Origin of the sequence: Streptomyces angustmyceticus (assembly GCF_019933235.1) — a bacterium.
Classification (GTDB): domain Bacteria; phylum Actinomycetota; class Actinomycetes; order Streptomycetales; family Streptomycetaceae; genus Streptomyces; species Streptomyces angustmyceticus.
This window is the reverse complement of sequence record NZ_CP082945.1, coordinates 1,310,485-1,334,330: the sequence shown is the minus strand read 5'-3', so window position 1 is coordinate 1,334,330 and position 23,846 is coordinate 1,310,485. Positions and strand designations below refer to the sequence as shown.

Annotated in this window: 21 protein-coding genes and 1 tRNA gene; 14 read left to right on the top strand and 8 right to left on the bottom strand. The window is 74.2% G+C overall.

What is annotated here, in order from left to right; all coding sequences use genetic code 11:
- Window positions 1-26: 26 nt before the first annotated feature.
- Window positions 27-1,040: a carbohydrate kinase family protein gene (locus tag K7396_RS06305; RefSeq protein ID WP_086718197.1), complete on the bottom strand. Its 1,014-nt coding sequence runs from the start codon at window positions 1,038-1,040 to the stop codon at window positions 27-29.
- A 431-nt stretch (window positions 1,041-1,471) separates the two neighbouring features.
- On the opposite strand from K7396_RS06305, the gene K7396_RS06300 reads away from it, so the two are divergent.
- The 7 genes from K7396_RS06300 (at window position 1,472) to K7396_RS06270 (ending at window position 8,810) form a co-directional block, all read left to right on the top strand.
- Window positions 1,472-2,872 carry an NAD(P)/FAD-dependent oxidoreductase gene (locus K7396_RS06300; protein ID WP_174886852.1) on the top strand — a complete coding sequence of 467 codons (1,401 nt, stop codon included), beginning with the start codon at window positions 1,472-1,474 and terminating at the stop codon, window positions 2,870-2,872.
- A gap of 308 nt (window positions 2,873-3,180) precedes the next feature.
- A complete protein-coding gene (locus tag K7396_RS06295) occupies window positions 3,181-4,356 on the top strand; it encodes an MBL fold metallo-hydrolase (protein ID WP_174886853.1) in 1,176 nt (391 codons plus the stop codon).
- A gap of 317 nt (window positions 4,357-4,673) precedes the next feature.
- A complete protein-coding gene (locus tag K7396_RS06290) occupies window positions 4,674-6,773 on the top strand; it encodes a sensor histidine kinase (protein WP_086718195.1) in 2,100 nt (699 codons plus the stop codon).
- Complete coding sequence (locus K7396_RS06285) at window positions 6,763-7,212, top strand: roadblock/LC7 domain-containing protein (protein WP_086718194.1); 450 nt, start codon at window positions 6,763-6,765, stop codon at window positions 7,210-7,212. Before K7396_RS06290 ends, K7396_RS06285 begins: the two co-directional genes overlap by 11 nt.
- 2 nt (window positions 7,213-7,214) lie before the next feature.
- Window positions 7,215-7,613, top strand: coding sequence for a DUF742 domain-containing protein (locus K7396_RS06280; protein WP_086718193.1), 399 nt, complete (start codon window positions 7,215-7,217; stop codon window positions 7,611-7,613).
- The gene (locus K7396_RS06275) at window positions 7,591-8,211 is read left to right on the top strand and encodes a GTP-binding protein (protein ID WP_086718192.1); all 621 of its coding nucleotides are present in this window, start codon (window positions 7,591-7,593) and stop codon (window positions 8,209-8,211) included. The genes K7396_RS06280 and K7396_RS06275 overlap by 23 nt, the downstream gene beginning before the upstream one ends.
- The gene (locus K7396_RS06270; RefSeq protein WP_086718191.1) at window positions 8,208-8,810 is read left to right on the top strand and encodes a GAF domain-containing protein; all 603 of its coding nucleotides are present in this window, start codon (window positions 8,208-8,210) and stop codon (window positions 8,808-8,810) included. Before K7396_RS06275 ends, K7396_RS06270 begins: the two co-directional genes overlap by 4 nt.
- Window positions 8,811-8,899: 89 nt before the next feature.
- Here the strand turns inward: K7396_RS06270 and K7396_RS06265 are convergent, their stop codons facing one another.
- A complete protein-coding gene (locus tag K7396_RS06265) occupies window positions 8,900-10,207 on the bottom strand; it encodes an acyl-CoA dehydrogenase family protein (RefSeq protein WP_086718190.1) in 1,308 nt (435 codons plus the stop codon).
- A gap of 309 nt (window positions 10,208-10,516) precedes the next feature.
- A complete protein-coding gene (locus K7396_RS06260) occupies window positions 10,517-13,729 on the bottom strand; it encodes an amidohydrolase family protein (RefSeq protein WP_086718189.1) in 3,213 nt (1,070 codons plus the stop codon).
- Window positions 13,730-13,910: 181 nt separating this feature from the next.
- Here K7396_RS06260 and K7396_RS06255 point away from each other — a divergent pair, with 181 nt between their 5' ends.
- Entirely contained in the window at window positions 13,911-14,834 is a 924-nt protein-coding gene (locus tag K7396_RS06255; protein ID WP_086718188.1) for an alpha/beta fold hydrolase, read from the top strand.
- Window positions 14,835-14,923: 89 nt separating this feature from the next.
- Here K7396_RS06255 and K7396_RS06250 read toward each other — a convergent pair whose 3' ends face one another.
- Complete coding sequence (locus tag K7396_RS06250) at window positions 14,924-15,217, bottom strand: YiaA/YiaB family inner membrane protein (RefSeq protein ID WP_174886854.1); 294 nt, start codon at window positions 15,215-15,217, stop codon at window positions 14,924-14,926.
- Window positions 15,218-15,382: 165 nt separating this feature from the next.
- Here K7396_RS06250 and K7396_RS06245 point away from each other — a divergent pair.
- The 6 genes from K7396_RS06245 to K7396_RS06220 all read left to right on the top strand — a co-directional run bounded on the left by K7396_RS06245 (window position 15,383) and on the right by K7396_RS06220 (window position 21,023).
- Window positions 15,383-15,456: transfer RNA gene (locus tag K7396_RS06245), tRNA-Pro, on the top strand.
- A gap of 413 nt (window positions 15,457-15,869) precedes the next feature.
- Window positions 15,870-16,358 (top strand): helix-turn-helix domain-containing protein, encoded by a 489-nt coding sequence (locus K7396_RS06240; RefSeq protein WP_086718186.1) that lies wholly within the window; start codon window positions 15,870-15,872, stop codon window positions 16,356-16,358.
- 79 nt (window positions 16,359-16,437) lie between these two features.
- On the top strand, window positions 16,438-17,049 hold the full coding sequence (locus tag K7396_RS06235) for a hypothetical protein (RefSeq protein ID WP_223660361.1): 612 nt from the start codon (window positions 16,438-16,440) through the stop codon (window positions 17,047-17,049).
- Window positions 17,042-18,262, top strand: a complete 1,221-nt coding sequence (locus K7396_RS06230; protein WP_086718211.1) for an MAB_1171c family putative transporter — start codon at window positions 17,042-17,044, stop codon at window positions 18,260-18,262. The genes K7396_RS06235 and K7396_RS06230 overlap by 8 nt, the downstream gene beginning before the upstream one ends.
- Window positions 18,263-18,411: 149 nt before the next feature.
- A complete protein-coding gene (locus K7396_RS06225) occupies window positions 18,412-19,644 on the top strand; it encodes a cytochrome P450 family protein (protein ID WP_086718184.1) in 1,233 nt (410 codons plus the stop codon).
- Window positions 19,645-19,853: 209 nt separating this feature from the next.
- On the top strand, window positions 19,854-21,023 hold the full coding sequence (locus K7396_RS06220) for a D-alanyl-D-alanine carboxypeptidase family protein (RefSeq protein WP_086718183.1): 1,170 nt from the start codon (window positions 19,854-19,856) through the stop codon (window positions 21,021-21,023).
- A 64-nt stretch (window positions 21,024-21,087) separates the two neighbouring features.
- Here K7396_RS06220 and K7396_RS06215 read toward each other — a convergent pair whose 3' ends face one another.
- The 4 genes from K7396_RS06215 to K7396_RS06200 all read right to left on the bottom strand — a co-directional run bounded on the left by K7396_RS06215 (window position 21,088) and on the right by K7396_RS06200 (window position 23,799).
- Window positions 21,088-21,717 (bottom strand): DUF309 domain-containing protein, encoded by a 630-nt coding sequence (locus tag K7396_RS06215; RefSeq protein WP_086718210.1) that lies wholly within the window; start codon window positions 21,715-21,717, stop codon window positions 21,088-21,090.
- A 198-nt stretch (window positions 21,718-21,915) separates the two neighbouring features.
- A complete protein-coding gene (locus K7396_RS06210) occupies window positions 21,916-22,248 on the bottom strand; it encodes a DUF427 domain-containing protein (RefSeq protein ID WP_086718182.1) in 333 nt (110 codons plus the stop codon).
- A gap of 100 nt (window positions 22,249-22,348) precedes the next feature.
- Window positions 22,349-22,831, bottom strand: a complete 483-nt coding sequence (locus K7396_RS06205) for a thioesterase family protein (protein ID WP_152104342.1) — start codon at window positions 22,829-22,831, stop codon at window positions 22,349-22,351.
- Window positions 22,828-23,799 (bottom strand): 3-hydroxyacyl-CoA dehydrogenase NAD-binding domain-containing protein, encoded by a 972-nt coding sequence (locus K7396_RS06200; protein ID WP_086721548.1) that lies wholly within the window; start codon window positions 23,797-23,799, stop codon window positions 22,828-22,830. Before K7396_RS06200 ends, K7396_RS06205 begins: the two co-directional genes overlap by 4 nt.
- Window positions 23,800-23,846 lie beyond the last annotated feature (47 nt).

Here is a 23,846-nt window from a genome sequence, read left to right as displayed (position 1 = left end):
GGCCCGTGGACCCGGCCGGCCGGGATCTACGCGCCCGCGGGGGAGACCCGGGCGTCCGGCGGACCCGCCGGCCGCGGGCCGTCGGCGGGCGGAGCGGTGGCACCGGCCGCCGACGGGGCGGTGCGGGCCGGGCGCAGGTCCTCCGGTCCGGCGAGGCGGGTGTGGGTGCCCGGCGAGGTGCAGGCGTACGCTCCCGCCACGGCGCCCAGGCGCGCGCACTCGTCGAGATCCCGGCCCGCCAGCCGGCCGTAGAGGAACCCGCAGGTGAAGGCGTCGCCGGCGCCGTTGCTGTCCACGACGGGGCCGGGCGGGACCGCGGGCGGTACCAGGCGCGGGGTGCGGTCCTCGGTGGTCAGGAGGTAGGCGCCGCCCGCCCCGGCCGTCGCGATCACCGCCTGGGCGCGTCCCTCGTGCAGGATCTCCCGCATGACGGAGCCGATCCGCTCGCCCGCCCCGGCCGTGCTGAGGAACACCAGGTCCGAGCGGAGCGCGAACTCCCGGTGATGGTCGGTCAGCCCGTCCCAGTCGTGCAGATCCGTCGAGACGGGGATGCCCAGGGCCTCGATGTCGTCGTAGAGGAAACGGGCGAAGTGCATGATCGACAGATGGACGTGCCGGGCGCGGCGCAGTGGCGGGAGGTAGTGCTCGGGCGGCATCCGCAGATCGGCCGGGTCACGGCCGTCGTAGAACGACATCCGACGGCCGTCGGCCGCCACGAGGTTGACGGCCCGCCGGGTGCCGTGCGGTGAGATCAGCGGCCGGAAGTCGACGCCGGTGCCGGCCAGCCGCTCACGGACCAGGCTGCCCGGATGGTCGTCGCCGAGGAAGTCCACGAATCCCGTGGTGAGCCCGAGGGCCGCGCAGCCGAGCGCGACGCCGGTGCCGGTGTGCCCCGCCCCTTCCCGGACAGGGGGGACCGCATAGGAGTCGGCGAGCGGTACGGGCAGCGCGCCGACCGACACGATGGTGTCCACGCCCGACCCGCCGACGACGAGTACGTCGTATGCGTCATACGGCTCAGAAACCTGCTGGAATGTCACAAGCGTCCCTGAATCCCTTGCTGGTGAGACGAATCCCCTGCTGGTGGAACCGTTTGCGGACGACGAGCGTCCGCTGCCGGGAGTCTAGACGCACGCCCGGCTCATCACGGGATGTCAGGGACTCCGGTGACGCGAGGGAACAAAGGGACCGCAAGAAGCCGCGCCGGTGATCCGTGGCCGGTGAGGAGCCGGCGGGGAGCCGCGATCCCTGGGACTGCCGGGATGCCCCCGTGCACCGGTTGGCGGAAAGGGCCGTTGACAGGGGCGGTGACGGCACTGAAGCCTGAGGGCCGCCAGTGATCGGGTTCCGGAGCCCGGCGCGCGCGAACCGGGGCACGCGTACGGGTCCCCGGGACGGCGGGCGGGCGGGTCCGGGAACAGGGACGAACGATCGTCGGCGGCCGGGCGGGCCGCCGGGGAGCGAGGGGCACGTGGCAGCGCACTCCGATGGCGGGCACACCGCGATCGTCATCGGCGGCGGGCTGGCCGGGATGCTGGCCGTCACCGCCCTGCTCGGCCGGGTCGACACGATCACCGTCGTCGAACGCGACCGCTACCCGCAGGAGCCGGCGTTCCGCAAGGGCGTCCCGCAGGCCCGCCACCTGCACATCCTCCTCAGCGGCGGCGAGCGCGCCCTGGAGGAACTGCTGCCCGGCACGGCCGCCGCGCTCACCGGGGCCGGCGCACGCAGCCTGTACCTGCCCCGCGATCTGCTCACCCGCACCCCCACCGGCTGGCAGCGCCGCTTCGACGAACGCCGGCACCGCACGCTGAGCGTCACCCGTCCGGTGCTGGACGCGGTGGTCAGGGAGCAGGCGCTGCGGGCCGCCGCCGGTTCGGCCACCCGGGTGGAGGTCCTGGAGGCGACCGAGGCCGTCGGGCTGACCGGGGACGCCGGCCGGGTGACCGGGGTACGGATTCGGCCACGGGACGGCGGGCCGGGCGGACGGGCCGAACGGGTGCTGCCGGCCGCGCTCGTGGTGGACGCCTCGGGCCGGGGTTCCCGCACACCCCAGTGGTTCACCGCACTCGGCCGGGCCGCGCCGCAGGAGGAGACCGTGGACGCGGGCCTGGCGTACGCCACCCGGATGTACCGCCCCAAGGACCCGGCCACCGCGCCCGACGCGGGCGTCAACGTGCCCGGCTGGCCACAGTGCCCGCGCGGCGCCGCGTATGTGCCGGTCGAGGACGGCAAGTGGCTGCTGACGCTGTCCGGGGTGCGCGGGCACCACCCGCCGACGGACGCGGCGGAGTTCACCGCCTTCACCGCCACCATCGGCGACCCGTACGTCCACGAACTGCTGGCCCGCGCCGAACCGCTCTCGCCGGTGCACGGCTTCCGCGACACCTGCAACCGCCGCCGGCACTACGAGCGGCCCGGGGCCCTCCCCGAGGGGTTCCTCGTCCTGGGGGACGCCGGCTGCACCTTCAACCCCGTGTACGGACAGGGCATGTCGGTCGCCGCACTCGGCGCGCTGGCCCTGCGCACCGCGCTCGCCGACGGCGGGCTGCGCCCCGGGGCCACCGCCGCGGCGCAGCGTGCGGTGGCCCGCTCCGTGGAACCCGCCTGGCTCGCCGCGGTCGGCTCGGACCGCCCCTACGCGAGCCCCGCCGACACCACGGCGGGCCCGGGGGAGCGGCTGACCACCTGGTACCTCGACCGGCTCGCGGCCCGTGCCGCCATCGACCCCGTCGTCGGGGCGGCCTTCCGGGACGTCTTCTGCCTCACCGCGCCGCCCGCCCGCCTCCTCGCCCCGCGGATCGTCCTGCGCACCGTCTTCCTGCCCCGCCGCCCCGGCCTGCCCGGTCCGCCCGCCGTCGAAGGGCGGTGAGCCCGCCCGGACCCGGCGGCGGCCGGCGGAGCCCGGCAAGGAGGGCTCGCCCCGTGGCCGGCCGCCGCCCCGATGGACGCGTCCGGGTTGCCGGCCTGCCGGACTCCGCGGCAGGCCGGCGGCGCGGGTCACACCCTTACTCCGGAATGCCGCGGCCGGTCGCGCCGTTTGTGTCTGCGGGTGATGGTGTGGAGTGTCCGGGTGTCGTGGTGCGGAAACCGTACGGCGGCACCGTGTGGCGCGGCGTACCGGAACCCGCCGCCCGCGCGGTCCGTTCACTTCGCGACTGCCCCGACCATGGAGGTGCCGTGACCGGTTCCAGACCCCGTCGCACTCGACTCTCCGCGCTGCGGCCCGCGGCCTTCGGCGCCGTGCCCACTGGGGAGCGGCTGGCCAGGATGCGCAGGTCGCCGCAGTTCGTGGACGGCCAGTTCCGCAATCCGGCGGAGACCAGGCAGCTGCTCCACGGCTCCGCGCTGCCGATGATGCGCACCCAGCTGAGCCGGGAGGGCCGGCTGCGCCGTGCACCGGTCGGCCCGATCCCGGTGTACCGCCCGACCGCCGCGGAGGGCGCCGAGCCGCCCGCCTCGGGGCTGCGGCTCACCTGGATGGGGCATTCGAGCGTCCTGGCCGAGATGGACGGGCAGCGGGTGCTCTTCGACCCGGTCTGGGGCGAGCGCTGTTCGCCGTTCACCTGGGCCGGGCCCAAGCGGATGCACCCGGTCCCCATCGCGCTGGACGAGCTGGAGCCGGTCGATGCCGTGGTGATCTCGCACGACCACTACGACCACCTCGACATGGCGACGGTCCAGAGCCTGACCGGTACCGGCGCCGCCTTCGTGGTGCCGCTCGGCGTCGGGGCCAATCTGGAGTTCTGGGGTGTGCCCGCGGAGCGGATCACCGAACTCGACTGGCACGAGTCCACCCGCGTCGGCGGCCTGACGCTCACCGCCACCCCCGCACAGCACTTCTGCGGCCGCGGCCTGCGCGGCCCGCAGCACACCCTGTGGGCCTCCTGGGTCGTCGCCGGACCCGAGCACCGGATCTTCCACAGCGGCGACACCGGCTACTTCTCCGGCTTCGCGGAGATCGGCGCGGCGCACGGCCCGTTCGACGCGACGATGATCCAGATCGGCGCGTACAGCGACTTCTGGCCGGACATCCACATGGACCCCGAGCAGGGGGTCCGGTCCCACCGCGACCTCCAGGGCGCGAAGGGCGGCGGGGTGCTGCTGCCGATCCACTGGGGCACGTTCAACCTCGCCCCGCACCCGTGGGCGGAGCCCGCCGAGTGGACCCTGACCGCCGCCCGGAAGGCCGGGGTCACCAGTGCCCACCCGCGGCCCGGCGAACCGTTCGAGCCCGCCGACCTCCCGGCGGTCTACCCGTGGTGGCGGGCGATCGCCGTGCCGCCCGTCCACGGCTGGCCCGCCTGGCCGCCGGCGGTCTCCCCGACCGACGTGGACCTCGTCGCGGACCGCTGAGGGCGCGCGCCGGGCGGTGGCGGGCCGTGGTGGTGCGCCGTGGGCACGCCGCGCTCGCGCAGGGGCGGACTGGTGGGTCCCAGCGCTGCGTCGTGCCTGCGAGCGCCGTCCGTGACGGTCGGGGGAAGTTCCCCCGTGCGCCCCCAACTCGCTCTCCATGAACGCGAGTTCGGATCGGGTCGCACTGGCGTGCGGGTGGCGCCCTCCCAGGGAGGTGGCGAGGGGTAGCGAAACCCCGAAGTGGGTCCGAACACCACCTGTGCAACAACTAGCGTGCGTGCTCCGTGAACTGCCAACGGCCGATCCGGAGGGCGCCGATGCCTACCGCATTCCCCCAGGGGACCCAGACCTCCCAGGAGGCTCAGAGATCCCCGGGGCTCCAGGGTTCCCCCGGGGCCGCCGCCGTCCCCCCTCCCGCCCGGCGGCGGGAGCGTGAGGGCGGACGGCACGGCCGGGCCTCGTTCCCCGAGTCGGTGGCCGACTCGGCGATACGGGCCCGCCTGGTCAGGCTCGCCGCCGTCCCCTGCCTCCTCGTCGCCGTCATCTGCACGGCCGTCGCCGCCTTCGTCGTACAGGCCGGCGGCGCCCGGATCACCGGGCGCGAGTGGGTGGTGCTGTGCGGCGGCCTCGCCCTGATCTGCGTCATCGTGCTCACCGCGAGCGCCGCCGCGAACGCCGAGGCCCGCGCCGCCGTCGCCCGCTACGCCCGGCTGCGTCAGGTCTGCGCGCGCAGCCAGTCCGACCTGTACGACCTGCTGGACCGGGTGCGGCAGGGCGAGTGGATCCAGCGCCGCGAGCCCGAACAGGGCGTCGCGCCCGTCGGCGACACCCTCGACCTGCTCGCCCACGAGGTGGCCGCCGCGGGCCGGGCCGCCGAGTCCGCGGTCATCGACGCGGTCGCCATCGCCCGCAGCAACGCCAGCGGCAGCGAGCAGAAGGTCGAGGTCTTCGTGAACCTCGCCCGCCGCCTGCAGTCCCTGGTGCACCGCGAGATCGAGCTGCTGGACGAGCTGGAGAACCAGGTCGAGGACCCGGACCTGCTCAAGGGCCTGTTCCACGTCGATCACCTGGCCACCCGGATCCGCCGGCACGCGGAGAACCTCGCCGTGCTCGGCGGCGCCATCTCCCGCCGCCAGTGGAGCCGTCCGGTGTCCATGACCGAGGTGCTGCGCTCCTCGATCGCCGAGGTCGAGCAGTACCCGAGGATCAAGCTGGTGCCGCCGATCGAGGGCACCCTGCACGGGCATGCCGTCGCCGACGTCATCCACCTGCTCGCCGAACTCGTCGAGAACGCCTCGATCTACTCCGCCCCGCAGACCCCCGTCCTGCTGCGCGCCCAGCTCGTCACCGCCGGCCTGGCCGTCGAGGTCGAGGACCGCGGCCTGGGCATGTCGGCGGACGAGCAGAACCGGATGAACGCCCTGCTGGCCGACCCCGAACACGTCGATGTCGCCGAGCTGTTGAGCGACGGCCGGATCGGGCTCTTCGTGGTCTCCTCGCTCGCCCGCAGGCACGGCATCGTGGTCCGGCTGCAGAGCAACATCTACGGCGGCGTGCAGGCCGTACTGATCGTGCCCCAGGAGCTGCTCGGCGAGGAGCCGGCCGACGGGGACGCGGAAGGAACGGAGACGCCGTCCGCCACCTCACCGGACACCGACCCCGCGCGCGAGCACGACGGGGCGTACGGCGGCGGCTTCGTCGACGACCCGGCGGAACGGTACGGGCACCCCGACCACCACCGGCACCACGACCGCGCGGAACGCCACGACCACCACGAAACCGGTCCGGGGCCCGACCGCCCGACGGTGGCGATTCCCGCCCCCGCGCCCGCTCCCGATCACGCGCTCGACCGGGCACCGCTCGGCTACGGCGACCGGCCGCTCCCGGAGCCCTCCGCGGTCCCGGCCCCGCGCCCCGCGCCCGCGGACAGCGATGCCGCGTCGGGCGCCGCGCGTCGCCGGCTGGTCCGCGCCTCGGGCGTCTACACCCCCGAAGTCCGGATGTCCGAACCGCAGTTGCCCGGGGCCCACACCTCCGGCGCCGCTCCCGCCGACCCCGGCCCGGTCGTGCTCCCGCCCGCGCCGCCGGTCGTGGACAACAGCGCCCGCCCGCGGCTGCCCCGGCGGCGCAAGCAGACGCACCTCGTCCCCGAGCTGCGCGGCGACCCCGTCCTGCCGTCCACGGCACCCCGTACGGGCCCGGAGCCCGAGCACGACCCCGGCCTGATGGCCGCCTTCCGGCGCGGCTTCAGCCTCGCCGACGACACCTACGCCGACGGCATCGCCGGCGGCGACGGCACCACCTCTGCCCAGGGCGGCGGCACCAGCGGCCCGGCAAGCAACGACCTGCTCTACGACCGTGACCACGACGCCACGATGGCCCGCCCCCGAGGAGACGACCGCAACCATGGTGAGTGATGTGCGTGCGCAGGCGCATTCGCAGCTGCAGGGAAGTCAGCACACCGACCTGTCCTGGCTGCTGACCGGACTCGTCCAGCGGGTCCCGCACGCCCGGAGCGCGCTGCTGCTGTCCTCGGACGGCCTGGTCAAGGCCGCCCACGGCTTCGACCCCGACAGCGCCGACCACATGGCCGCCCTGTCCTCCGGCCTCTACTCCCTCGCCCGCAGCGCCGGTGTGCGCTTCGGGGACGGCGACGACGTGCTCCAGGTGGTCGTCGAGCTGGAGTCCACCTTCCTGTTCGTCTCCACGGCCGGATCGGGCGCGTGCCTGGCCGTGCTCGCCGGCCGCGAGGCCGATGTGGCGGTGCTGGGCTACGAGATGTCGATGCTGGTCAAGAGCGTCCGGCCGTACCTCTCCACCCCCGCGCGCCACCAGACGCCCGCGGGCGGTCGTTGACCATGACCGTGCGTCGCCGACGGCGGCAGGGCGGGGAACCGTGGTACGACGACGCGGCGGGCCGGCTGGTCCGCCCGTACACCGTCAGCAACGGCCGGACCCGTCCGACGGCGCACTTCGACCTGCTGACGATGGTGATGGCCACCGGCCGGCGGCCCGTCTCCTGCCAGGGCCCCGACTACGCCAAGGTGCTGGGGCTGTGCTGCGGGCCGGTCTCCGTGGCCGAGATCGCCGCCCACATACGGCTGCCCGCCGTGGTCACCAAAGTGCTCCTCGCCGACCTCGTCGACTGCGGGGCGCTCACCGCGCGGGCCCCCGCGGCCGTTTCGGCAGGGCCCGCGTCCCGTACCGACCGAGCCCTGCTGGAGGCGGTGCTGAATGGACTTCGTCAACGACTGTGACCCCCCGCCCCCGGGGGACCCCTCGACCGACCTCTTCCCCACCGCGCTGAAGATCCTGGTCGCGGGGGGCTTCGGGGTCGGCAAGACGACCTTCGTCGGCGCGGTGAGCGAGATCGAGCCGCTGAGCACGGAGGAACTGCTCACCCAGATCAGCGTGGGCACCGACGACCTGGCGGGTGTCGAGAACAAGGACACCACCACCGTCGCCATGGACTTCGGGCGGATCACGCTCGGCCCGGCGCACGTCCTGTACCTCTTCGGGACACCGGGACAGCAGCGCTTCTGGTTCATGTGGGACGAACTGTCCAACGGGGCGCTCGGCGCGGTCATCCTCGCCGACACCCGCCGCCTGGACCAGTGCTTCGCCGCCGTCGACTTCTTCGAGCGGCGGGGCATCCAGTTCATCGTCGCCGTCAACGAGTTCGAGGGCTCCTACCGCTACGACCCGGACGAGGTCCGCTCCGCGATGGACATCTCCCCGGACATCCCCGTCGTGCTCTGCGACGCCCGCCAGTGCGGCTCGGCCACCCATGTCCTGGTCTCGCTCGTCCAGCACCTGCTCACCCCCGCCCTCGCCGCGACCCCGGAGCTGCCATGAACCACCCCGCCTCCCGCGTCCCGTACGTCTCCTACGACCCGACGCGCCATCTGCTGCTCACCCCGCAGGACGACGAGGCCCCGGCGCGGGTCGCCCGGCTGCGTGCCCTGGGGATCGGCGAATCGCCGCTGCCCGCCTTCGACGAGTTCGCCCGCAAGCTCGCCCGGACCACCCGGGCGCCCTACTCGATGGTGAACTTCATCGACGAGCGGCGGCAGTACTTCGCCGGTCTCTACACGCCCGCCCAGGACCAGGCCGTCGAGCTGGGGCCGGCGCCCGCCAGCGCCCAGCCGGGCCGGGTGATGGACCGCGACCACGGCTACTGCCCGCATGTCATCGTCCGCCGCAAGGCGCTGGTGCTGGAGGACGTCTGCGACTATCCGCGGTTCGCCGGCAACCCCGTCGTGGACGAGATCGGCATCCGCTCCTACCTCGGGGCGCCGCTGATCGACCGTACGGGCACGGCGCTGGGCACCGTCTGTGTCGTGGACCTCGAACCCCGCCCCTGGGGCCGCGAGGGGCTGGAGACCATCAAGGCGATGGCCGCCGAACTCGTCGACCAGATCCACCGGATGGAGAAGCAGCAGAGCGACGCCTGAGGCGGCTTCGCACTGCCCCGCCCGGCCCGGGGCCGCGGCATCGGCGTACTGCCGGTGGCCGCGGGCTCCGGGCCGGGCGGCCGGCCGCGTCAGGTGCGCAGGGACACCGACCCGGTGCGCTGGCCGGGGACCGTGGCCGTGGTGTCCTCGCCGCGTACGGCGGGGGCCGGGGCGCCGAGGGAGGCGTCGTCCTCGTCCGGCCACTCCGAGGGCTCCCGCCGCAGCAGGTCCGCCAGGCGGCTGGACCACTCGCCCCGCGCCCGCCCCAGGGCCAGCTCGCCCAGCCGCAGCAGCTGGATGTCGGAGGTGCCGGCCGGGGCGAAGATGTGGTGGGCGTCGCGCAGGAAGCGCTCCACCGGCCGGTCGGTGAACAGCCCGCACGCGGCGTGGATGTCCATCGCGTCACGCGCCGACTCCAGCGCCGATTCCACGTTGACCAGCTTGGCGTTCATCAGCTCCGCGTCGCACGGCAGCCCCTGGTCCAGCAGGTGCACCGCGTGGTACGCCGACAGCCGGGCCAGCAGCAGCCGCGACTGGATCCGGCCGAGCTTGAGCTTGATGGTGCCGAGGTCCGCCAGCGGCTTGCCGTAGCGCTGCCGCTCGGCGCAGAAGTCCGTGGTCTCGTCCAGCACCGCCTGGTGGATGCCCAGCGACACGGCGGTGAGGTTCGGCCGGCCGTACAGCACGCTGGAGGAGTAGGCGACCGACAGCCCGTCGCCCTCGCGGCCCAGCAGGTTCGCCGCGGGGACGCGGCAGTCGTCGAAGAACAGCTCGCCGAAGCTGAAGCCGTGCAGCCCCATCGCGGGCTTCTGCGGCCCGACCCGGAAGCCGGGCCGGTCGGACTCGACGAGGAACGCCGACAGGCCCCTGGACCCCTCACCGGTGCGGACGACGACGCCGTGCAGATCGCCGACGTGGCTGTTGCCGACGTAGATCTTGCGGCCGTTGAGGACGTAGTCGTCGCCGTCGCGGACCGCGGTGGACGTCATGCCCAGCACATGGCCGCCGGACTGCGGCTCGGTGACCGCGATGGTCGGCAGGCATTCCCCGGCGGCTATCGCCGGCAGCCAGGTCTTCTTCTGCTCCTCGCTGCCGAAGTGGACGATCTTCGCCACGCCCAGCTGCGACGCCTGCACCATGGCGCCCATCGCCGCGCTCACCCGGGAGAGCTCTTCGATGATCAGCGTCTTGGCGACATGGCCCGCGCCCATTCCGCCGTAGGCGCGGTGCACGGTCGCGCCTATCCAGCCCTGCCGCGCGATCAGGCGCGAGAGGTCGTGGCACACGGAACGGTTCGCCTCCATGTCCGCCACCCGGGGGCGGACCTCCCTCTCGGCGAACTCCCGCACCTGGTGCCGGAGTGCCTCATGCCGCTGATCCGTGAAGTAGCGGTGCAAGACGAGCCCCTCCTTCGCGATCTCCCCCGTGCTGGTCGCATCACGCCTCGGACGGCACCGGCGGTGCCGTCGCAGCGAACGTTCCGGAAAGTGATCTTTCGCTTACCCCGTGCAATACCCGTTGGCATACCTACTGCGGGGCGCATAAAACATCAACTGGGCGCATTTAAGTGGTGAGTTGAGGCGCGCGGCGGAGGCGCACCACCCCCTGTTCGAGGATGTGTGCGGTGTGGCCGAGGAGGCCCGGGAGGGGCCCGGGAACCGCGCCACCCCACGCCTCCCACCCCCGCCGGACGGGGGCGCGGGGCGTCAGCGCGAGACGTCGCAGCAGGACTCGTGGCGCTGCTGACGGCCCACCTGCAGCCAGTCGGTGCCGGCCGCCCGCAGCGCGCGGGCGGCGGGCGCCGGGAAGGAACCGGTCAGCTCCCGCTGCTCGAAGACGCGACCGCCGCGCAGCACCGCGGAGGTCCGCACCAGCGCGTCGAAGTCCTCGAACGGATCGCCGTCCACCACGGTCATGTCGCCGAGCTTGCCGACCTCCAGCGTCCCCAGGTCCCGCTGCGCGCCGAACACCCGGGCGGGCAGCACGGTCGCGGTGCGCAGCGTCCGGCTCACGCTGAGACCGCCGCGGTGCAGCGCCCGCAGGCACAGGTGCAGGCCCAGCCCCACGGGCACCAGTGGCTGGTCCGTGCCCAGCGCGACCAGCCCGCCGCCGTCCAGCACCCGCCGGTAGAACCCGACCTCGGTGTCGATGTCGGCCAGCTGCGCCGCGGTGGGGCGATGCCCGGCGTTCTCCCGTACGACCGCGGTGTCCCAGGGCGGCATCAGCCGGGTCACCCGCGGGTCGTCGGCGAGCGCGGGATCGGCGCCGAGCAGCGCGGCCGCCGAGAACGGCGTGGCGAGGAGGTGGAAGCCGGCGCCGGTGTAGATCTCCTCGACGTCCTGGTAGGCGTGCCCGGATCCGCTGACGGCATGACCGAACTCCAGCCGCTGGGTGGCCTGCAGATGCGTCGTCAGGTCCTGGCCCAGCTGGACGCCCGGGGAGAGGAGATGGCTCCCGGCCCGGACCCCGAGCCGCTCGTGGGCGAAGCGCGCGGCCTCCGCCATCACCCAGCCCGGCGCCCGTACATACGTCTTGACGAAGTCCCACTCCAGGGCCGCACCGCGGGCCAGCGAGCGGCGCAGCCCCGCCCGGGTGCGGTGCGCCCGCCCCATGCTGTACGCGACCCGGGCGCCGTCCAGCAGCTCCCCGCAGGTCAGCAGGCGCGGCCCGGCGAGCACCCCGGCCGCCACGGCCTCCCGGATACGGGCCTGTTCGTAGGAGAAGCCCCCGCAGGAGACCGCGGTGGTGATGCCGTAGGCGAGCTGCAGCGCCGTCTGCCGCCCGCCGTAGGTCGTCTGCCAGGGGTGCGTGTGGGCGTCCCAGAGTCCGGGCAGCACGGTCCGCCCGGAGGCGTCCACCCGCCGTGCCGCGCCGGACCGGGCCGGGCGGTGCGCCTCCACCGCGGTGATCCGCCCGTCCCGCACCACCACGTCGACGTCCTCCCGGACCTCGTCGCCGGTGCCGTCCCAGAACCGGCCCGCGTGGACCACGGTGTCCCGGGCGCGCGCGGGCCGGTGCTCCAGGGACACCGGGACGGTCCGCGCCGCGCCCCCGGACACCCCGGTCAGCCGCAGCTTCCCGGCCGAGAGGTACAGGAGCGTGCCGGAGTCGCCGGACCACGACGGATGGTCGGCGCACTCCTGCGTCAGCTGCCGCGGCGCCCCGTCCGGCGTGCCGTCGGGCCGCACCGGCAGCACCCACAGCGCCGACTCGACGATCACGGCGAGCCAGTGCCCGTCGGGCGACCACACCGGCCCGGAGTCGTAGCGGTCGGCGATCGAGACATGCTCGGCGACCGGGTGCAGCCGGTCCTCGCCGGTCTCGGTGTCCACGATCCTGATGACGTTGTAGCCCTCGCGGAAGCGGCGGTTGAGGCGGGTGCGGTCGCAGTACGCGAGGCGGCGCCCGTCCGGTGACCAGCTGGGGCGGCCGGGCAGCCCGCCGGCGCCCATCGGCGCGGCCAGCACCTTCTCCGTGCCGTCGGACAGCGTCCGTACGACGAGGTTCCCCGCCATGTCCAGCGCGGCCAGCCGTCCGCCGTCCGGCGACAGCGCGGGCTGCACCCGGCCGCCGGTGGCCAGCACGGTCTCGGCGCCGGAGGCGAGGTCGCGGCGGCGCACCGCGAACAGTCCGTCGCGGTCGTCGGCGTAGAGCAGCGCCCGCCCGTCGCGCGACCAGCTCGGCGCCAGGACGTAGCGGGTGGCGTCGGCCCGGACGATCCTGCGCGCGGCGCCGCCACCAGAAGTGGGCGCGATCCACAGGGAGTTGAGGGCGGCGAAGACGACCGTGCGGCCGTCGGGCGACAGCGCGGGCAGATGCACCCCGCGCACCGGACCGGCCGCCGTCCGCTCGAAGCCGTAGTCCTTGACGCGGTAGCGGGGGCGGTCCAGCGGCAGCCGCGCGGTGAACGGAACGGTCTCGGCGTGTTGCGGGGCGTCGGGCCGGACGATCCGGAACTGCCCGCCGACCGTCAGCAGCAGCTCGTCGCGCGAGACCCAGCGCGGCGGCACCGGCTCCACATCGCCGTCGACCGCGACCGGCTCGCCGTCCACCACCAGCGCGCAGGTCGGCCCCGGAAAGTCCGTGGTCCGCAGATAGGCCAGCCGTCCCGCGGGGGACAGCGCCGGCACCATCACCTGCGCGGCGGCCGGCTCGGTGTGCTCGGTGCGCACCGCGCCCCGCCCGTCGGCCGGCACGGAGGCGACGGTGCGGGACACCGGCTTCGCGCCCGCCGCCTGCCCCCGTACGAACACGATCCGCGAGCCGTCCGGCGACCAGCAGGGGTCGAAGTCCTCCCAGGCGGCGTCCTGGTGGGGGCCGTCCTGGCCGGGCAGCCCGGTCACCCGGGTCAGCCGCCGCGTCGCCACCTCCAGCACCCAGATGCGGTACGGGCCGCCGGCCACCGCGTCCCCGCCCCGCTCCGAGGCGAAGGCGATCCGGGTGCCGTCGGGCGACCAGGCGGGACCCCGGTCGTCCCACGGGCCGTCGGTCAGCTGCCGCAGGCCCGAGCCGTCGGCGGCGAGCGTCCACAGATGGAAGGCGCCGCCCCGGTAGGCGCAGACCGCGATCAGGCGGCCGTCGGGGGAGTGGACCGGACGGGTGGGCTCCAGATCGGGCGGGGTCAGCGCCACCGCGTCGCCGCCGGCCCGCGGCAGGGACCACAGGACGTTCTGGACCTCGGCGACCAGCCGGTCACCTGCGGGGGAGAGGGAAGCGGCGCCGTTGGTGGCGGCCGTGAAGGACAGGACGGCGCCGTTCGGGCCGGCGTCCTGCGCCCCCGCGGCGGGCGCCGCGACGCCGGCCAGACCCGCCGCGGCCGCGGCCGAGGCGGTGCCCTGCAGAAACCTGCGGCGGGACAGCGGAGCGGGGGGACGGGAGACGTGCGCGAAGGGGTTCTCGGAGCGGTCCGTGGTGTCCAACGTTCCTCCTGCGGCAGGGGGTTGCGGCACAGCGTCGGCAAAGAACCGGCCGATCGTGACACGCCGCCCGGGTGCCGGGGCAACCACGCCACGCGCGCCCCGTGGCGCGCCGCCGCCCCACACGAAAGAGTGGGCGCCGACGACTCGTCAGCCACCGCCCCGGCAGTCAGGAGACGACGCCATGCAGCCCCTGCAGCAGGACTTCCACCAGGCCCCGGACGGCGCCCGCATCGCCACCTACACCTGGCTCCCGGAGTCCGGTCACCCGCGCGCCCTGGTCCAGATCGCCCATGGCGCCGCGGAACACGGACGGCGCTACGACCGCTTCGCGCGCTTCCTGACCGTCCACGGCTACGGCGTCCTCGCCTCCGACCACCGAGGCCACGGCGCCACCGCCGCCTCCACCGGAGGCCGGGGCGTGGTCGGCGAGGACGCCTGGCGGGCGATCGTCGGCGACCTCAAGGGCATCGGCGACCACGCGGCCGCCGCCCACCCCGGCATTCCGCTGGTGCTGCTCGGGCACAGCATGGGCGCGATGCTGGCCCGCGACTACGCCCAGGAGTACGGCGCCGACCTTGCCGGACTGATCCTCACCGGCGCCTTCCGCACCCTGCCCGGCCTGGACATCGACGGCGCCCTCGCCGAGCTGGACCGGGAGATCGCCGAGCACGGCCGCGGCACGCTCTCCTCCTTCATCCCGCGCACCTTCGGCTTCTTCAACGACGCCTTCGCGCACCGCACCGGCTTCGAATGGCTCTCCCGCGACGCCGCAGAGGTGGACGCCTACGTCGCCGACGAGGACTGCGGCTTCCCGTTCTGCGCCGGCCTTGCCGCCGACTGGGTCCGCGCCATCCGCAAGATCAACGACCCGGCCCACCTCGCCCGCATCCCGCGCGGCCTGCCCGTGCATGTCGCCGTCGGCGACCAGGACCCCTGCCACCAGCGGATGACCCTCATCCACGAACTTCTGGAGGACTTCCGTTACCTGGGCACCCGCGATCTGACCTGGCGCGCCTACCCGGACGCCCGCCACGAGATCCTCAACGAGACCCATCGCGACGAGGTGCAGGACGACCTCCTGGCCTGGCTCGACAAGCACGTCTGAGCCACAGTTCGGGCCCGGGCCGCGGCCGGGAACCAAAGCGGCGGCCCGGCCGCGCCCGGTGCGCCGGGGCCGCGGACCGGGCCGCCGCGTCAGACCTGCCCCGGCTTGAAGACGTCCTGCTCGATGAGGATCTTGTCGATCCGGGCCTTGTCGACCCGGTTGGTCACCTCCGCGACCTCCTGCCGGTCGCGGACGCACTTGGCCAGCGTGAACGCCGACGACACCACGAAGACCAGGCCGATGGCGAGGAACCCGCGCTCCCAGGGCCCCACCGGCAGCCTGGTGATCCCGATCACCAGCGCCGCCAGCGACAGCCCGAAGGACACCGCGGCCTGCACGAAGAAGGCCGTCGTCGTCGGCCGCTGAATCGATGGAGTAGTCATGCGCGTAGCGTGGCGGCACCGTGACGGCGCTGCATGAGTACGCGTACTCATCTCTCCTGCCGCCGCTCCCCGCCCCGACGCACCGATATGGCAGCACCCACCCTCTGACATGCGGTATTGTTCTCGTGCGCGGTCAGCCGGGAACCTTCCGGCCGATACGGGCAACGGGACGTGGCGCAGCTTGGTAGCGCACTTGACTGGGGGTCAAGGGGTCGCAGGTTCAAATCCTGTCGTCCCGACTTGCTTTTCTGCAGGTCGGAGGGGTCCTACGGGGCCCCTTTTTCCGTTTCCGGTTTTCCGTTTCCGGAGATCGGAGCGGCCTCTTCGCGCAGGCGGTCATCTCGGCCGGGGCCGGTGGACGGAGCCTTCTCCGTCCACCGGCCCCGGCCGTTGGTGTGTCCGCCGCGCGGGGGAAGCGGGCTGTCCGTGGCGGCGGCCGCGGCCGCCGTGAGCGGGGCGGCCGCCGAGCCGGTGGTGCCGCCGAGGGGGGCGGCCCGTCACCGATGGCGTCACTCAACTCCGGGTTAAGGGGTGGTGGCCCCTACTGTCCGTAAGTGGACTGGTGCGCCGCGTTCTCTCCGTGTCAGGATGTGGGCGGCAATTCCGGTGCCTTAACTGTTCGTTGGGGTCGATCGACGGGGGGACGGCGGGGATGAGTGTGGGGGACGACGGCCGGTCCGGCGAAGCGGGCGGCACGCTCGCGGAGCGGCTGAGTCACCTCTTCGCGAACATGCATCCGCCGGGCGCCCCGTACACCAACGCCTTTGTGGCGGAGGAGATCAGCGGGGGCGACGAGGAGTACGGCGAGGTCAAGGTCACCGAGCAGTACCTGTCGATGCTGCGCAACGGCAGGCGTACGAACCCGAGCCCGGAACTCCTGCGCGCGCTGGCCAAGTTCTTCGGCGTACCGGTCGGCTATCTGCTGGGGGACCTCTCGCAGCCGCAGGCCGCGCGGGTGGAGGAGGAGGTCCGCTTCCTGGCCGCCATGCGCGACCAGCGGGTGCGCGCCATCGCGCTGCGCTCCGTGGGGTTGCCGCCGGAGGTGCAGGACAGCCTGACGACGATCATCTCCCAGTTCCGGCAGCAGATGAACCTGCCGGCCGATCCGCCCGACCGGGGCGGTGACCGGGGTGGTGAGTGAGGTGACGCGGACCGTTGAGCGCGGCCGGATTTTCGCTTCCTGGCAGCGGGCCGGAGACGAGGACGGGACGAGCATGCGAGTGGGGCAGATACGCAGGCGGTGCAAGCGGCTCATCAAGGAGCTGGCGCTGCCGGCCACGACCGATCTGCGCGGGATGTGCGACATCGTCGCCACACGGGTGGCGCGGCCCGTCCATCTGGTGCCGATGAGCCTGGGCGGGGTGGTCTCGGGGATGACGGCCGTCACCGACGACGGCTACTGGGTCTTCTACGAGCTGAAGACCTCCCCCTGGCACCAGGCGCACATCGTGCTGCACGAACTGAGTCACCTGCTGCTGGGGCACGGCCAGGACCCGGCGGTCACCGAGGACGCGCTGAAGCTGTGGACGCCCTCCGTGGACGTTGCCACGGCCATGCGCCGGATGGGCCTGACCATGGGCTTCGCCCGGCACCACGGCTACGACAACCTCGCCGAGCGGGAGACCGAGGTGCTCGGCACCCTGCTGATGGAGCGGGTGGCGCCGTCCGCGGGCGAGCGCGAACTCCCCCTGGAGGGGCAGGCGGCGGAGCTGGCGGCGGCGCTCGGTCCCGCGCTGCAGCACCTGCGGCGCCGGGAGGAGGCGCCGCCCGGCGACGGGGGCCGCGACGGCGTCGGTGCGGGCGTGGCGGGGGACGGGGGCCCGCGTGTTTGACGTCATCTACCTGTCGTTCGGGGTGGCCGCCTGGCTGATCGTCGGGTACAAGTCCCGTGCGTGGCTGCGCGACCGCAGCAACGCGGACCTGGGGCTGGCCTGCGTGATGACCGGCGGGGTCGCCACGGTCTTCCTGTTCTCCGCGCCGAGCCTCTACCGCGCCTTCGACCGGCTCACCGGCGTGGCCAACCTCGCCATGGTGTTCCTCTACTCCTCCGTCGTGATGTTCGCCGCGGGCGCGCTGGTGCTGATGCTGCGCTGGACGGCGGGCGAGGGCGCGGCCGCGCGGGCCCGCGCGCGGACCAGGGCGCGGGCCGCCGTCGGGGGAGTGGCCGCGCTCTGGGCGGTGGCCATCGCCGGTTTCGCGGTCGGCAGGCCGGACGCCGTCGAGCATCCCCGCGACTTCAGCACCGCCTACACCGACTCGCCGGGAGTGATGCTCTTCCTGGTGCTGTATCTGGCCATCTTCGGCATGAGTGCGGCGGCCCTGGGGACGCTGTGCCCGCGGCTCGCCGCCCGGCTCGGCCGGACCTATCTGGCGCGTGGCCTGCGGCTGCTGTCCGCGGGGTGCTGGCTCGGTGTGGGCTACTGCGGCTGCAAGGTCATCGGCTTCGTCCTGTCCTGGACGGGGCACGCGGCGCTGTGGCTGTCCAACGGCGTGGCCCCGCTCAGCGCCTCGGTCGCGGCGCTCATGGTCCTGGCCGGGTTCGCGCTGCCGGCGGCCGGCCCCCGGGTCGCCGCCTGGCGCCGGCTGCGCCGCCTCTCCCCGCTCTGGCGGACCGTCACCGCCCGCTCCCCGGAGGTCACGATGGAGCCCTCGGCGTGGGCCGTGCGGTGGCCGTTCGCGGATCTGGAGTGGCGGGCCAACCGGCAGATGGCCGAGATCCGGGACGTACAGCGCGGCATCCGCCGCCACGTGGAGTCCGACGCCGTCGACATCGCCCGTGAGCGGGCCCGCGCGGTCGCCCTGGACGACCGGCAGTTGGCGGCCGTCGCGGAGGCCGCCGCCCTCCGCCGGGGCCTGGAGAACCGTGCGGTGGGCCATGTCCCGGTCCACGGCGCCGACAGCGTGGTGGTCACCGACGGTTCGGATCCGGCCGAACTCACCGCGGAGTACGAGCACTTGGCGCTGGTCGCGGACGTCTACCACTCGCCGCTGATCGAGACCGTGCTCACCGAGCTGCGCCAGCGCAGCGCGGTGGCGCGCACCTGACGCACAACTCCACAGACGGGGTGGCCCGGCACGGGGGTCCGGGCCGCCCGTACCACCAGGCGGCACCGGTCCGTGCGGACCGGTGCCGCCGTCGTCGGACGACGGGCACGGACCCGGGAACCGGCCGGACAGGCCCTACAGTCGGGATCATGCCGAACACCGCCGATACCGGCTCCGACGCCCCCATCGACGTGACGCCGCTCCTCGACGATCCGTACCCCGCCTACGCCGCGCTGCGCGAAGCCGGGCCGGTGCACCGGATCACCGCCGCCGACGGGAACCCCGCCTGGCTGGTGACCCGTTACGACGACGTCCGCAGCGGCCTCGCCGACCCCCGGCTCTCCCTGGACAAGCGCCATGCCGCGCCCGGCGGCTACCAGGGGTTCTCGCTCCCGCCCGCACTGGACGCCAACATGGCGAACATGGATCCGCCGGACCACACCCGGATCCGCCGCCTGGTCGCCAAGGCCTTCACCCCGCGCCGGGTCGAGGCGCTGCGCGCGCCCACACGGAAGACCGCCGACGCGCTGCTGGACGCCATGGCGGAGCGCGGCCGGGCGGACCTGATCGCCGACTACGCGGGCCCGCTGCCGATCACCGTGATCTGCGATCTGCTCGGCATCCCGCACCGCGACCGCCGCGACTTCCTGGCCTGGTCGGACGCGCTCATCACACCGGACCCCAGCCGTCCGGAACTGATGAAGGAGGCGATCGGGGCGATGCAGGAGTTCTACACCGGCCTGATCGCGGCCAAGCGCGCGGAGCCGGGCGACGATCTTCTCTCGGACCTGATCGCGGTGCGCGACGACCAGACCGCCGAGGGAGCGGGGGAGGGGAGCGAGCGGCTCAGCGAGGACGAACTGACCTCGCTCGCCTTCCTCCTCCTCTTCGGCGGCTACGAGAACACCGTCCACCTCATCGGCAACGCGGTGCTCACCCTGCTCGACCACCCCGAACAGCTCCGCCAGTTGCAGCGTAATCCGGCCGAACTGCCCGCCGCCGTCGAGGAGTTCCTCCGCTTCGACGGGCCCGGCCCGCTGTCGCTGCGCCGCTTCCCCACGGAGGACCTGGAGATCGGCGGCGTGCGGATCGCTGCCGGGGAGACCGTGCTGCTGGCGATCGCGTCCGCGAACCGCGACCCGGAGCGCTTTCCCGATCCGGCCACTTTCGACCGCGGCCGCGACCGCTCGGGGCACCTCGCGCTGGGGCACGGCATCCACTACTGCCTCGGCGCCCCACTGGCCCGGATGGAGACCGTCATCGCGCTGGAAGCGCTCCTCGACCGCTTCCCGGGGCTGCGTCTGGACGTCCCGCGTGGCGATGTGCGGCATCGTCGGGCCCTGCGCTCGCGTGGCCTGATTTCGCTCCCCGTCGCCTTCTGAACGGCAAACGAACAAGTTTTTGAGGCATAACCGTTCGCTCATGAGGTAGAAAGGTTCCTGAGACCCGCCCGGTGTGCATCCCCCGTCGCACCGGGCGGGTCCTTCTTTGCACCCGTTGCAGTTGCGACACGCCGGGTGCCGGGCAGCCCTCGTGGTCCGTCTGGCTCAACTGTGCTGCGGGGCGCGGCACCGCTTCTTAGCGTGACGGCATGGCAATTGACGCGCGTGTGTCCAAGAAGGCAGCGGCGATGACCCTGATCGCCGCCGCCGCTGTGTCGCTGACGTCCATACCGGCCGCTGCGCACGACGCGACGTCCCGTCAGCCCGCCGCGGCCGGTGCCGGGGTGCAGGCCGCTGCCGCCCCCGGCACCCGGCGGCTGCCCGGCGGTCTGTCCGCCCTGTCCTGGATGGTGGCCGACGCGGACACCGGCAGCGTGCTGGCCGCGAAGAACCCCCACCGCAAGCTGCCCCCGGCCAGCACCCTCAAGACGCTGTTCGCGGTCACCGTCCTGCCGAAGTTCTCGGCCGGCACCGTACGCCGGGTCAGCTCGGGGGACCTCGCGGGCATCGGGGCCGGCAGCAGCGTCGTCGGCGTCAAGGAGGGCCGCCGCTACTCCGTCGCCGACCTGTGGCGCGGGGTCTTCCTGCGGTCCGGCAACGACGCGGTGCACGTACTGGCCGCGATGAACGGCGGCTGGGGCAACACCGCCCAGGAGATGCAGGAGACCGCCCGCAGGCTCGGGGCCCGCGACACCACCGTCAAGTCCCCGGACGGCTATGACGCGCCCGGCCAGGTGTCCTCCGCGTACGACCTGACGGTCTTCGCCCGCGCCGGGCTCGCCAACGACGACTTCGCCCGCTACTGCGCCACGCCCCGCGCCGCGTTCCCCGGCGCCGGCGGCACCACCATGATCGAGAACACCAACCGGATCCTGGTGGGCTCGCACGGGATGTCCCGCTACCCCGGCATCATCGGCGTCAAGAACGGCTACACCAGCAAGGCCGGCAACACCCTGATCGCCGCCGCCCGGCGGAACGGCCGCACCCTGCTGGTCACCGTGCTGAACCCGCAGTCGAACGAGAACAACGCCGTCTACAAGGAGGCCGGTTCGCTGCTGGACTGGGGCTTCGACAGCGCCGGCACGGCCCAGCCGGTGGGCACCCTGCACGCCGTGCGCACCGCCTACGACGGCGGCGTGCCGCTCGGCCCGGAGGCCGCCGAACTCACCGCGGCCGACACGGGCGGCGGCTCCCCCCGGCGCTCCGCCCTCGTCCTCGGGGCGGGCGCCGCCGGCCTCGTGGCCATGGGGCTGGGCGCCCTGTTCGGCCGCCGGCGGCAGGCGCGCGGGCGCGCAGGCCAGGGGTCAGGGCCGGCGTAGGCCCGGTGGCCCCTCCCACGGGGCGAAGAGGCGGCGGCTCCGCTCGTCCCGGCGGAGCCCCGCGTCACCGGTCGGCCGCGGCACCGTTGCCGCCGGGCCGGTCCCCCGTCCCGCTCCCGGTGGCCCGCAGCCGGGGCGTGTTCTCCGCCGCCGGTACGGGCCCGGCGCCGGCCAGACGCCCCGTCAGCGCGCCGGCCCAGGAGACCAGACCCGAGGCATCGATCCCGTAGGGGGCGGCGTCCGCGTACGGGGCGAGGGCCGCCGCACCCCGGTCGAGCAGCGCCGCACCGCCCGCCGCGTTGCCCCGCGCCGCGTGGGTGAGTCCCACCGCGAGCTGGGCGAGCCCCCGCCACAGCTCACGCTCCGCCTCCGGCGCCGCCTTCCAGGCGTCCTCCAGCACCTCATGGGCGTGGAACGGCATCCCCGCGTCGAGCAGCCGCTGTGCCTCGGCCAGCGCCCGCTCGGGCGTACGGGACACTCCCTCCGGCTGCCGTGCCACGCCCGGGGAGCCGTACGGCAGCGGCCGGCCGAGGCCGTCGCGCGGGCGGGCGCTGCGGGCCCGGCCCTCCTCGTCGCGGTCCCGCCGGCGCGTGGGCGCGGCGGCGGCGCCCGCCTCGTCCGGGGCCTTGGCCGCCGTCTCCCCGGTCCCGGCGCCGCAGTGTGCGCAGACCGCGTCGCCGGGCCGTTCGCGGATCCGGCCGCAGACCTCGCACACCCGGTCCAGCCAGCAGGCCGGGTCGCCGCCCTCGTCGCCTACGGGGGGTGCGCCCGGCGCACGGGGGCCGGGGCCGTCGTGGGGTCGCTCCGCGTCGTTCACCCTTCGATTGTGCGCCGTACGGGCGTCCCGCGTCGCAGGAGGGTCCGCCGCCGCGCGGGCGCCGGTGCTCCCGGGTCAGTCCGTGTCGACCTCGTAGAAGCAGAAGTGGTCCTTGATCCGCGCCACCGCGGGGCGCGGGTCGGGGTAGGCCCACACCAGGTCCTCCGGGCCGCCGGGAAGCGACCAGTAGGACGCGGTGCCCTTGAAGGGGCAGACGGTGTGGGTCGCGGACGGGGTCAGCAGGTCGGTGCGGACGTCCTCGGGCGGAAGGTAGTACCGCACGGGGTAGCCGGTCTCGTGGAGCAGGAGCGGGCGGCGGGAGTCGGCCAGCAGCCGGCCGCCGACCGTGACGCGGACGTGCTCGGTGCCCTGCTCGACCTCGATGTGATGGCCCTTGGTGGCGGTCATGGTGCCTTCCCCTCGGTGAGTGGTGACGATCCTCGCCCTTCCAGGATGGCACCGGCGGGGCCGGCCCGGTGCGACGGTCCGGCCCCGCTGCCCGCGGTCCTCACCGCCGTGGCGGCACCCCGTGGATCCCGTGGCCCGCCCACGGGGGCGCCGGGGCGAGGAGCCCGGCGAGGTGGTCCCGGCTCGCGGCGGGCAGCGGCGCGGCGCCCCCGGCGGCCCGGTCGACGTGCAGGGCGAACAGCTCCTCGGTGGCCACCGGGGAGCCGGACGGCGGGCCGGCGAACATCTCGTGGAGGAGGCGCAGTTTCCGGCCGTCGACGCCCAACACGCAGGTGCGGACGGTGAGTTCGCTGCCCCGGGCGACCTCGCGGAGGTAGCGGACGTGCGCCTCGACCGTGTACAGGGAGCAGCCGGTGCGGTCCCGGTAGGCCGCGTCGAGGCCGGCCGCGTCCATCAGGGCGTCGGTGGCGAAGCCGAAGACCAGGACGTAGTAGGCCTCGCTGAGATGGCCGTTGTAGTCGATCCAGTCGTCCCGGACGGTCTGGTGGAAGAGGGGGAGGGGGCCGGGCGGGTGGTCGGTCATCGGCGGGTGCTCCCCAGGCGGCCCGTGGCGCGCAGGACGTCGATGACGCCCTGGTCGCGCTCGGCGACCAGATCCGCGTACGTGCGGCCGCCCGCCGCGTCCGCGCAGCCGTCGACCATGGCGTCGCGCAGCTCGCGGTCGAGTTCGGGGGCGGCCAGCCGGGTCCACGGCGACTTCAGGGACGGGCCGAAGTGGTCGAGCATATGGGCCATCCCGCCCTCGCCGCCGGCCAGCGCGAAGGTCAGGCAGGGGCCCATGAACGCCCAGCGCAGCCCCGGGCCTTCGGTGATCGAGGCGTCGATGTCCGTGACCGTGGCCTCGCCGTTGGCGACCATGTGCAGCGCCTCGCGCCAGAGGGCCTCCTGGAGGCGGTTGGCGATGAAGCCGGGCAGCTCGCGGTCCATGGTGATCACGGACTTGCCCGCCAGGTCGTAGAAGCGCGACGCCCAGTCGACGGCCGCCCGGTCGGTCCGCTTGCCGCCGACGACCTCGACCAGCGGGATGAGGTAGGGCGGGTTGAAGGGGTGGCCGACGACCAGGCGGCCGGCGTCCCCGGCCGCCGTCTGCATGTCGGTCATCGGGTAGCCGGAGGTGGAGGAGGCGATGACCACGCCGGGCCGGGTCGCGGCGGCCAGTTCGGCGAGCAGGGAGCGCTTCAACTCCAGGTTCTCCGGGGCGCTCTCCTGGACGAAGTCGGCGTCGGCGACCGCCTCGGCGAGCGTGGGGGCGAGCGTCAGCCGGTCCGGTGCGGCGCCCTCGGCCAGGCCGATCTGCTCCAGGGCGGGCCAGGCGGCGGCCACCAGGCGGCGGAGCTTGTCCCCGGCGTCGGCGGCCGGGTCCCAGGCGGTGACTTCGTAGCCGCGGGCGAGGAAGTGGGCGACCCAGCCGCCGCCGATCACGCCGGCGCCTATACAGGCGATACGGCGTACGTCCTCGGGGGCACAGGGGGCGGGGGTGGTTTCGGGCATGCGGGAGCGGCTCCTCGGGGAGGGAAGGGGCGGACGGGCGGCGGGGC